Genomic DNA, 10,276 nt, shown 5'->3' with positions numbered 1-10,276 from the left:
CGCACTTGACTGGGGGTCAAGGGGTCGCAGGTTCAAATCCTGTCGTCCCGACCAGCGTTTACGCAGGTCGCAGGCGGTATCGGAGGAATCCGGTACCGCCTTTCCGTGTTTGTTGGGTACCAGTTGGGAACCAGTCGGTCCAGCGGTGGTGTCCGGGGGTGGGCTGGGCGGCGAGGGCGTTGCCGACGTTGGTGATCTTGGTCATGTCGGGGCGGAGGCAGCGCTGGGTGGTGATCAGTGATCCGTTGAACCCCGCCCCGCCGACGCCGGGACATGAGCGGCGTCCCTGACGTCCGCCCTGCCGGAGATCGCGGTCCTGCAAGGCTCGCCGGATTCGGCACCGCAGTAGTCGCACGGCAGGCCGTACGATCGTCCGCTCCTGCGGATCCTGGCGTGCCGCGCTCAGCGGCTTCCTGAACTGCCTGTCCGACGAAGCGCGGTCGCTGGGAAGACAGAGAGCCGCTTCGGGCAGGATGGGTTCCCGTGACGGGTGGGAGAGACAAGCTCATAGAGCTGTTGCGGCGTGCGGGGCTGGAAGTCGTGGGGGACTGGCGGATCGAGGGGGTACTGCCGCCCCGAGCAGCTTGGCGACCGGTCGTCTCGGGCGGCGCCAAGCCGACCGTGGCTGTGCGGAAGGACCTGCCCGACCTGATTGCCGAGCTCAACGCACAGTGGCACCGGCTCGCGGTCGGCAACGGGATCATCGGCGAGGACGGCGTATTCCTCATCGATGTCGCCGGCCACTGGACGGGCTGTGCGCCCAGGCGCTGGACGCGGGTGCGGCTCACTGGTCGGTGGGACCTCGCCGGAGTCCTCGGCGCGCGGCCCGGGCAGCCGGAGTTCGTCACCCTCGCGACGGACGGCAGCACCCTGATCGGAGTGACGACCGAGGAGGACGAGGTCTGGTTCACCCTGCTGGACCACATCGCAGAGCGGCAGGAGGCAGCCGCGCAGGTGGCGGCCCGGGAAACCCCTCGGGAGCGGGAAGCTGCCTGGGCGGTACTGCTTCAGGGACCGGGGCCTTCGACGGGACTGTGCGAGATGTGGGCGCACGGGCTGGCCCTCAACCCGGCCACACCCGATGATCTCCGTGCCCGCCTCCTGCGCCTGTCGCACTTCCTCCTGTGGCGCCCCCTGCCGACGGCGGTCGTCGAGGCGGCCATGGTCCACCCGGAGTGGAAGCTGCGGCAGCTGCTGGCCGAGGCTCAGCCGAACATCACCGCTGAACAGTGGGCCCGCCTGATCCTGGGCGAACGGGAATCCCGGCACCGGTGGATCCTCACCATGCTCGCGGCGGACCGGCGTGCCGAACTCACCGACGCCGCGTACGAGCAGCTCGTTACGGACCCGTCCGCACGGGTCCGCGAGGAGACCGCTCGCCTTCCCGGTCTGCCCGTACGGATACTCGCCGCCCTTGCCGTCGATGTCGACCCGTCCGTACGGGCCTCGGCCTGCCGTAGGGCCTGGCCTCATCTGGACACTCCGACCCGGCGCGCGCTGCTGGGCGACCCCTACGGCAAGGTCCGCATCGAAGCACTGCTCCAGTACCACCAGGAGCACCCGATGCCCCGGTCGGTCTTTGACACCGCGGAACTCACCGACCGCGCGGTGGGCACGTGCCGTCTGGAGCGCGGCCTCGCCGAACACCTGGCCCACCACGGCAACCCTGCCCAGCGTTGCTCCCTCGCGGGCAACCCGCACCTGGACCCGGACCTGGTCATCCTCCTTGCCCAGGACTCCGACGAGAACGTCCACTCCGTGGTGGCCATACGCTCCGACCTCACCGAGGGACAGCGGGCGGACATTCCTTTCGACTTCGACCCGCGCGGCCACCACCACCCGCTCGACTGGGTCATGGCACTGCACCAGGATCCCGGCGCCATGCGCCGCTTGGCCTCCTCCACCCACCCCCTCGTACGCAGAAGCGTTGCCCGGGCCCGGCGCCTCCCACCGGATGTCGTCGAACGCCTCGCCCGCGACGAAGACCGTGTCGTCCAGCTCTTCCTCGCGGAATCCTGCGACGACGCACCCGCGGACATGCTGCTGAGGGTGTGGCAGTGGTGGACCGGCAGCCTCAGCACCCCCGATCGCCCCCACGGCCACCCGAACTTCCCCCGTCGCGACCTGCTCCGCTACGCCGACGACCCGAATCCGCGAATGCGCCAACTGGCCTTGGACGACCCGGAGTCGACCGCCGAGCTGGTCGAGCGGTTCAGCCGGGACAGCGATGAGGAAGTTCGACGCCGGGCCGCGACCGACCTCCGGCTGACACCCGCGTCGGCCGTACGGCTTCTCGACGACCCGCACGAACGCGTGCGCCACGCGGCTGCGCGGCACCCCAGACTGCCCGCGCGGGTGCTGATCCGGCTGCTTCGGGACACCGATACCGCGCAAGCCGCAGCCCAGCACCCCGCGTTGCCCATCCCCGTCATGGAACAGATGCTCCAGCGGATCCAGCCTCCGGTCGGCGCCACGCCGGAGCCATGAGCGGGCAGACCGACGGCTATTCCGCAGTCTCCGCGAAATCCAACAGGACCAAGTCAGACCCTCGCCGGGTGCCCGAACGCCCGGTCGAGGTGACCTGGGGCCTCTCGTTTGGATCTTGCCGGGCTCGCGTGCCCGCAGTGACATCGGCCGCTGCCGCGGCGGGCCGCGCCTCGCCGCGTTGTCGTCGCGGAACTCGACAGGATCCAGCAGTTCTCCCGGACCGCGGGCAGCCACGACGAGCTACTCGCGCGTTTTCCGCCCGTCGGCTCGCAGATCGATGCGGTCGTCGAGCGCAAGAAGCCGGAGAACGTCCAGCGGTACTTCAAGCCCTCGGCGGAGGGCATCGCCGAGGTGACCAGCCTGCTCGTGTCGGGGGACGCGCGGCGCTGATGGCCGGGTCCCGGGTGCCGCCCTCGGGTGTGCCGGCCGGGGGTCGTCGGCGGCGGAGCCTGCTCGGCACACCTGGCGGTTCAGCCCGTGAGGGAGGCGAGCCAGCCGGTCAGCAGGCGGTTGACCTCCTCGGGGCGTTCCTGCTGGATCCAGTGGCCGCAGTCGTCCAGGACGTGGGAGGCGGCCAGGCCGGGGAGGGTGATGGGGTAGGCGTCGATCGCGTCGGCCATCCAGGTCGTGGAGGCGTCCAGGGCGCCCCCGATGAACAGGGACGGCTGCTTGATCGGGGCGCCGCGGTAGGGGGCGAGGTCTTCCCAGTCGCGGTCCATGTTGCGGTACCGATTGAGGGCCCCGGTCAGGCCGGTACGCTCGAACTCCCCGGCGTACACGTCGAGGTCGTCCTCGCCCAGCCAGGAGGGCAGCATCCCGCCGGGGAAACGGTCGCGCAGCCGGCCGCCGTCGCGGGTCACGAAGTGCGGGTCGGGTTCGCCCTGGGCGGGCATGGTGTCGGCGGACAGGGCCGCGTAGAAGCCCGCGAGCCACCTCCGGACGTCGGGCTCCATCTCCGCCTCGGCGCGGCCGGGCTCCTGGAAGTACGAGACGTAGAACTCCTGCTCAGGGCCGCCGATCTGACCGAAGATGTCGGTGGGGCGGGGGCCGCCGGGCGGCGCGTAGGGGACGCTCAGCAGTCCGACGGCGCGGAAGACCTCGGGGTGGAGCAGGGCGGAGGCCGCCGCGATGTTGGAGCCCCAGTCGTGCCCGACGATCACCGCCGTCTCCTCGCCCAAGGCGCGCACCAGGGCAATGTTGTCCTCCACCAGGTTGAGCATCCTGTAGGCGTCCGTCGCGGCCGGCTTGGAGGAGCGGCCGTAGCCGCGCACGTCGAGCGCGACGGCCCGGTATCCCGCCGCCGCGAGGGCCGGGAGCTGGCGGCGCCAGGAGTACCAGGACTCGGGGAAGCCGTGGACGAGCAGGACCAGCGGGCCGGTGCCCTGCTCGACCAGGTGCAGGCGCCCGGCGGGGGCTTCGATGGTGCGGTGGCGAAGGTCGGCGGACGGCTCGGGGTGCATGGGCTTCTCCTCGGTTCACGGGCGGCCTCGGTTACCCACCGATCATGCGGCGCGGTGGCCGTCCGACGCGATCAGCCTTGCCATTCTGGCAAACTTGCAGGACAGAGTGGTGCAGGCGGTGCGGCCGGAGGGAGTGGAGCGACGATGACGGACGACGGCGTAGCCGCCACGCTGGCGGCCATGGGTACTCGGCTGCGGGGCGCGCGCGAGCGGCGCGGCGCCACGCTCACCGGCGTCAGCTGTGCGACCGGCATCTCGCTGAGCACGCTGTCGCGGATCGAGACCGGACGGCGCAAGCCGACCCTGGAGGTGCTCCTGCGGCTCGCGAAGGAGTACGACATCTCCCTGGACGAGTTGGCCGGCACCGCACCCGCCACGGCGGCCGGCTCGCGTCCCTCCGCGCCGCTGCGCTCCGGCGACGACAAGGCGGTGCTGCCGCTGACCAGGTACGTGGGAGGCCTGCACGCCCACAAGCACGTCCTGCCCGCCGTCGACGCGCCGCCGGCCCGGCCGCGGCAGGTCTCCCACGACGGGTACGAATGGCTGTGCGTCCTGTACGGGCGGCTGTGGCTCGCGCTCGGCGAGCGGGACCTCGTCCTGGCCGCCGGGGACGTCGCCGAGTTCGACACCCGCACCGCCCACGGGGTCGCGAACGCCGGGCCCGGCGGACCGGTCGAATACCTGATCATGTTCGGGCCGCAGGGAGAGCGTCTGCGACCGCGCACCCCTGCGGCCCCCGCCCCCGGGGCCCGGTAGCCCGCAGCGCCCGGAACCACACCTCCCGTGACGGCGCCTGCGGCTGCACGCTTCGGCGGCGTCCGCGTCGCGCAGCGGGCACGGCTGGTCCGCTCGGCGGGTGCTACGGACGCGAAATCCAGCCCGGTTTCATTGAGAAACCAGTCGGACGACTGACGGTCCACAGGACGCATGGCATCCATGGCACGCCGAAAAACGATGCTCCAGTTATGGGAATTGGTGAACCATGGTTCCCCTTCGGAGAAAACCACGATCGCGGACATCTTGCCGGATCAGCGGAGCCGGTCGAGGGGGAGTCGGGTGAAGGTGATGGTTTCGTACGCGGTGCTGCGGCCGGTCTCGTACAGGACGCCTACGGTGTTCTGGTCGACCTGGACCAGGTCGGAGTAGGCGGCAGGGTGTGTCGTCAGGCGGAGGCCGGTGGTCCAGCTCAGGCCGTCGTCGGTGCTGGAGCGTACGGTCATGTGGCTGCGTGCTTTGGGGTCGGCGGGGGCGGACAGCAGGAGCGGGCCGGCCTGTCCGCCCTGTTGTGCCTGAAGGACGCTTCCTTCGATGATGGGCGCGATCACGTCCTCGGTGGGAGCGAAGGGCGCGTCCAGGGACTGCCCGCCGTCGCTGCTGTAGGCGTGGGCGCGGGTGACCGGCGCGGTGCCGTGCTGGTCACGGGCGTTGAAGTAGACGCGGCCGTCGGGCAGTTGGGCCGCTGTGGTTTCGTTGACATTGACGCGGCCGTCGAGTGTGGCGTCGACGTAGCCGATGCGCCAGCTGGTGCCGCCGTCGTCGCTGAGCAGGGAGTGTCCGCCGTAGTAGCGCGGTTCCGTCCCGGTGGCGGAGCTGTCGGCGGGTGGTGCGGTGGAGTGGTTGGCCGGGATGACGAGGCGTCCGGCGTGCGGGCCCTGGGTCAGTACGAGCCCGTGGCCGGGTCCGGTGGCGTACCACCGCCAGTCCTGCCGCTTGACCTGGTCGGTGATCTCGGTGGGTGATGACCAGGTGCGTCCGGCGGTGTCGCTGTGCTGGACGTAGACCCGTCGGCCCGCCGCTTGCGGATGGTCTCCCCGGAGGATCGCCTCCTCGGTGGCGGTTGCGGCATTGCCGCACGTCAGGAGCACCAGACGCCCGGTCCCCGGTACGACGACGGGGACGGGGTTGCCCACGGTGTCCGGGCCGGCGTCCGCCACCACCTCCATCGGTGACCAGGTGCAACCGCCGTCGGTCGAACGCCGGGTGACGACATCGACATCGCCACTGTCGGCCTGGGCGTTGCGGCGCGCCTCGGCGAAGGCGATGAGCGTGCCCGCGGTGTCGCCGGGTGCCGCGACCACGGCCGGTATGCGGAAGGTGTGGTAACCGCCCGTACCGGACCGGAAGACCACGGACGACTCGCAGTCGCCCGTCTCACCCGCGGAACGCTCACCTGCAGAACGCTCCGCCGCGCCGGTCGAGTTGACGCAACCGGACAGCAGGGCGGCCAGCCCCACAAGCACGGTGCCGCGCATGAACGGAGAGGGCACCGACGACTCCCGGAAGATATGAGGCGCAATGGAGTTCAGACTCTACTGGGTCCACCAGACCGGAGCTGCGGCGCTCACGGCTTTGACCAGGTCGTCGCGGCTGACGTCCTCGGCCGACAGCCAGGCCTTGAGTGCTCCGGCGAAGCCGTGTGCGAGGAACTGCGCCACGATCCAGTGGTTGATGCCCTCGGGCGGAGCGTGGCCCGAAGTGTGCATGAAGGCGAGGGTGTAGTCGGTGAAGTGGTCGGTCAGCGCGTCGTAGACTCCACGGTCCGCCGGATCGTGTTGTGCGTGGCGGTAGATCTCGCGATAGCGCTCGACGTGGTCGACGATGTCCCCGGTGGCCAGGCGCAGGTCGACACCGGGTGGCGCAGTGCGGGCGGTCCGGCGTTCCTCGTCCTTGGCGCGTCTGGCCTGGAGATCTCTGCGTAGTACGCGGGTGAGCACATCGAGCGGTGTCGTGTAGCGGTTGTAGAACGTGGCGCGGCTGACGCCTGCCGCCTCGGCCAGCTCGGAGACGCTGATCCGGGAGATCGGCCGGACGGACGCGAGTGTGATCACGGCTTCCTCGGTGGCGCGCTCTGTCCGGGTGATCCGTGGGTCCACCATGCGGCCGTCTCTCCTCCCTGCGGTCGGCCAGGTCATCGTGCCATGCCAGAGACTCGGTCCCACGTCTGCGGTGTCATGGCCCGGCCTGCCTGCGGTGTGGGCCGCGGTACGGCGGTCTCGGCGGCGGCATGTGGGTCGAGGTACGGCGTGGTCGGCGGCGCGAGTACAGTATTGGACACGTGTAAAATAGTTAGCGGCGGAACGCTTCGCGGCAGGCCGCCGCCCTTTGCTCCCCGAGGAGACGCCATGGGCATCCACACCGCCGTATCCGAGCGAGAAGCAGCGGACCGTCTCGCCCTGCGTGAGCTCGTGGACGCGTACGCGCACTGCGCGGACAGCCGCGACGCCGAGGGCCAGATGGCGCTCTTCACAAAGGACACGCACTTCGTCGTCCACATGGACAGCCGCTCCGCCGAGCCGACGCAGGAACTGCACGGCCGCGACGCGCTGGCGCCGGTCTTCGGCAATCTGAACACCTACGAGACCACGACCCACTTCAACGGCCAGTCCACGGTGACCGTCGACGGCGACAGCGCCACCGGCGAGACCTACTGCCTCGCCCATCACCTCTGGGAAGTGGACGGACAGCGCACCCTGATGATCGCCTCCATCCGCTATCTCGACACCTTCACCAAGCTCGACGGCCACTGGCTCTTCGCCGAGCGGAAGCTGATGGTCGACTGGACCGAGACCAGGCCCTCCACACGGTGAAGGGCCCGGCCACAAGGCCCCGGCGGCACCGTGAAGGTCCCGGTCCCGGTCCCGGCGATCCGCCGAGGGCCGGAACGGCTCGTCATCCCGCCGCCGGTGCCGGATCCGGCAGTAGGCCCGGTGTCGGTGGCATGGGCTTACGGCTCTCCTGGACGGCCACCGGTGTGTCACTGTCCGCCCGCGTGATGATCAGGAAGCGCTCATGGGCGGCGGCCCGCTCCGCCGCGCTCGCGGGCGTCAGTACCTCTCGCAGCAGGCCGATCGCCTGGCTGACCTGGGCGCCCGCCGCGTTTGTGGTGAACATGGTGAGAGCTTCCTTGCGGCCGAACGGCGCCGTCCGGTTCTCCGTGAGCCAGAGCGTGTAGTTCTTCCCGGGTTCCAGGCCGGTCGCGGCGACCTGGAGGAGGTCCAGCGCGCCGAGCGCGTTCACGGAGACGGTCGCGTGGCCGCGCCCGCCGCTGCCCTTCGGGGCGCTCAGCGTGAGGTGACCGGCCATGCCCGCGACTCCGAGCGGCATCAGATTGGCCGTGCCCTTGCCGGTGGGGACGGCCCGGGGAACGTACAGCAACTGCTGCGGCTGCTGGCCGATGGGAATCGTGGCGATCACCCGGTTCTTCAGTGTGTCGACGGCTGCGACGGCGTCCTGGTTCTCCAGTCCGACGTAGACCCGTGTGCCGTCACCGGACACCCAGATGCCGTGCGGCAGATCGCCGGTGGGGATGGTGGCCACCAGAGCCGGAGTCCTGCCGCGCCGGTACACCTTCACCATGTTCTCGCCGCCGACCGTCACATAGCCGAAGTGGCCCTTGGCGTTGTCGACCAGTGTGACGTGATTGCTGATCGGTCCGGTGTCGAGCGTGGCGAGGATACGGAAGGGCGGCCGGGCGCTCATCACCTGCGTCTTGCCGGAGTCCTTCAGCGTGAACCACACCTCGGTTCCGTCGCGGCTCACGGCCAGGTTGGGCGAGAAAGGGCTGGCCTGCGGGAGACGTCTGGTCGGCGGTGTAGACGCGGTCCTGCCCGGATATCGGGATGACCGCCTCCGTACCTGCTCCCGCTCTCGTACCCGTCCCCGCCTCCGTACCCGTACCCGGTCCCGTACCGCTGCCTCCCCCGGAGACCTCCCTGTCCGGACGTATCGGCTCGGCGGGCCCCGGATTCCGGCCGAACGAGCCGTGCTCCGAACCGCGGCGGGCCGAGGACGTCACCGTCATCCGGCCCTTCATCCGGCCCTTCATGACACCGATCTCCTGCTGCTGCGTGACGATGATCTCCTGCGCCAGCCGCCGCAGAACCGGGTCCTTGCCGTGCTCCAGGACCGCCTTGGCCATCTCGACGGCACCCTGGTGATGCGCCACCATCAGAGCCGCGAAGTCATGGTCGGGATCGCCGGTCATACGCGAATCCGCCATGGCCTCGGCCATGAGCCTCATGCTCTCGTCCATCTTCCGCGTGAACGGTCCGTGCACGCCCGCGTGGGACGGGTGGGACGGATGGGCGCGCGGCGAGAAGCCCGCCCCGCGCTCCTGGGACTCGCACGAGACCAGGCTCAGTGCGATGAGTCCTGCCGCCGCGGACATACGCAACCGGCGAAACGCGTACCCAGTCATCCGGCATCTCCTCTTCCGTCCGGTTTCCGTCGCCTGTCATGGAGTCGCCTCTCATGGAGTCGAGTCGCCTGTCATGCAACGGCCCCGCCCGGCGGCCGGAGACGTGTGTGATCCATGTGAGGGAAGGCAGGGAAGGACTGAGCTCTCCGCCGGTGAATCCCAGTCTTCTCATCTTCCTGGAGAGATGTCCTTCCGAGCTTCGCAATCGGGTGAACGGAGCTCGTGCGGGTGCGGATACGCGGTTCGGGTACGAGGCCGGGAGAGGTCGTCGATGGAGAAAACCGGTCAAAGGCGCCCTTCCCTAGACCGGGGCCGTGCCGTACGGTTCCGCTTCCCCCGTGGAGAGGCGGCTCCGTTGCGCAGCGTCGGCGTTGAGGAAGAACTACTGCTGGTGGACGCGGTCACCTGGGAGCCTTACGCCGTGTCGCCCGCGGTGCTGGCGACGGCCGACCGGGCCGGCGGAGAAGGACACGCCTTTCAGAAGGAACTCCACGGCCAGCAGCTGGAGTTAGCCACCCGTCCGCGCACGGAGATGACGGAGCTGGCGGCGGAGATACGTGAACGGCGCGCGGAGGCCGCCGAGTACGCCGGAAAAGTGGGCGCCGCCGTGGCCGCGCTGGCGACCTCTCCGCTGCCCTTCGATTCCGCCGTCAATCAGGACGAGCGCTACCTCTGGCTGGAGCGCGAGTTCGGGCCGATCGCCCGGGCGCAGTTGACCTGTGGCTGTCACGTCCATGTGGCCGTGGAGTCGGACGAGGAGGGAGTCGCCGTCCTCGACCGGATCAGACCGTGGCTGCCGGTGCTGCTCGCGCTCACCGGCAACTCACCGTTCTGGCGCGGGCACGACAGCGGCTACAGCAGCTATCGCAGCCGTGTATGGGGACGTTGGCCCTCGGCCGGACCGGTGGAGCAATTCGGATCGGCCGCCGGATACCACGACTATGTGGCCGCCATGGTCGCCACCGGTGTGCTGCGGGATTCGGCGATGGCCTATTTCGAGGCCCGGCTCGCGGAGCGCTATCCCACCGTCGAGGTGCGGGTGGCCGACGTATGCCTGGACGCGTCGACCACGGTTGTGGTGGCCGCGCTGGTGCGAGGGCTGGTCGAGACGGCCGCGCGCGAGTGGCGGGGG

8 protein-coding genes and 1 pseudogene are annotated in these 10,276 nt (G+C 70.0%); 4 read left to right on the top strand and 5 right to left on the bottom strand.

The features are described 5' to 3' along the window. The first annotated feature begins 483 nt into the window (after positions 1 to 483). Positions 484 to 2,487: a PE-PGRS family protein gene (locus tag GA0115259_RS27790; protein ID WP_093602132.1), complete on the top strand. Its 2,004-nt coding sequence runs from the start codon at positions 484 to 486 to the stop codon at positions 2,485 to 2,487. 470 nt (positions 2,488 to 2,957) lie between these two features. Here GA0115259_RS27790 and GA0115259_RS27785 read toward each other — a convergent pair whose 3' ends face one another. After that, positions 2,958 to 3,947: an alpha/beta fold hydrolase gene (locus GA0115259_RS27785; RefSeq protein WP_093602130.1), complete on the bottom strand. Its 990-nt coding sequence runs from the start codon at positions 3,945 to 3,947 to the stop codon at positions 2,958 to 2,960. A 144-nt stretch (positions 3,948 to 4,091) separates the two neighbouring features. Between GA0115259_RS27785 and GA0115259_RS27780 the strand changes: the two genes are divergently transcribed. Then, positions 4,092 to 4,703: a helix-turn-helix domain-containing protein gene (locus GA0115259_RS27780; RefSeq protein ID WP_093602128.1), complete on the top strand. Its 612-nt coding sequence runs from the start codon at positions 4,092 to 4,094 to the stop codon at positions 4,701 to 4,703. A 272-nt stretch (positions 4,704 to 4,975) separates the two neighbouring features. Here GA0115259_RS27780 and GA0115259_RS27775 read toward each other — a convergent pair whose 3' ends face one another. Together GA0115259_RS27775 and GA0115259_RS27770 are read right to left on the bottom strand one after the other, a co-directional pair. Then, a complete protein-coding gene (locus GA0115259_RS27775; protein ID WP_256098173.1) occupies positions 4,976 to 6,214 on the bottom strand; it encodes a sialidase family protein in 1,239 nt (412 codons plus the stop codon). A gap of 42 nt (positions 6,215 to 6,256) precedes the next feature. Continuing rightward, positions 6,257 to 6,823, bottom strand: coding sequence for a TetR/AcrR family transcriptional regulator (locus tag GA0115259_RS27770; RefSeq protein ID WP_237540542.1), 567 nt, complete (start codon positions 6,821 to 6,823; stop codon positions 6,257 to 6,259). Between the two features lie 246 nt (positions 6,824 to 7,069). On the opposite strand from GA0115259_RS27770, the gene GA0115259_RS27765 reads away from it, so the two are divergent. Further along, positions 7,070 to 7,534 (top strand): nuclear transport factor 2 family protein, encoded by a 465-nt coding sequence (locus GA0115259_RS27765; RefSeq protein ID WP_093602124.1) that lies wholly within the window; start codon positions 7,070 to 7,072, stop codon positions 7,532 to 7,534. 82 nt (positions 7,535 to 7,616) lie between these two features. On the opposite strand, the gene GA0115259_RS41250 is transcribed toward GA0115259_RS27765, so the two are convergent. Continuing rightward, positions 7,617 to 8,486 (bottom strand): YncE family protein, encoded by an 870-nt coding sequence (locus GA0115259_RS41250; RefSeq protein ID WP_256098172.1) that lies wholly within the window; start codon positions 8,484 to 8,486, stop codon positions 7,617 to 7,619. A 292-nt stretch (positions 8,487 to 8,778) separates the two neighbouring features. Continuing rightward, positions 8,779 to 9,114, bottom strand: a pseudogene (locus GA0115259_RS42945) (DUF305 domain-containing protein); the annotation flags it as partial. A 385-nt stretch (positions 9,115 to 9,499) separates the two neighbouring features. Between GA0115259_RS42945 and GA0115259_RS27750 the strand changes: the two are divergent. Next, positions 9,500 to 10,276, top strand: a 777-nt coding sequence (locus GA0115259_RS27750) for a glutamate--cysteine ligase (RefSeq protein ID WP_176732676.1), incomplete at its 3' end; no start/stop codon positions are given.

This window comes from Streptomyces sp. MnatMP-M17, assembly GCF_900091995.1.
Classification (GTDB): domain Bacteria; phylum Actinomycetota; class Actinomycetes; order Streptomycetales; family Streptomycetaceae; genus Streptomyces.
This window is presented reverse-complemented; position numbering and strand designations above follow the sequence as displayed.

Bases quoted from the DNA above. Each gene is read 5' to 3' on its own strand.
- GA0115259_RS27785 (WP_093602130.1), bottom strand. From the start codon at position 3,947: ATGCACCCCGAGCCGTCCGCCGACCTTCGCCACCGCACCATCGAAGCC.
- GA0115259_RS27780 (WP_093602128.1), top strand. From the start codon at position 4,092: ATGACGGACGACGGCGTAGCCGCCACGCTGGCGGCCATGGGTACTCGG.
- GA0115259_RS27770 (WP_237540542.1), bottom strand. From the start codon at position 6,823: ATGGTGGACCCACGGATCACCCGGACAGAGCGCGCCACCGAGGAAGCC.
- GA0115259_RS27765 (WP_093602124.1), top strand. From the start codon at position 7,070: ATGGGCATCCACACCGCCGTATCCGAGCGAGAAGCAGCGGACCGTCTC.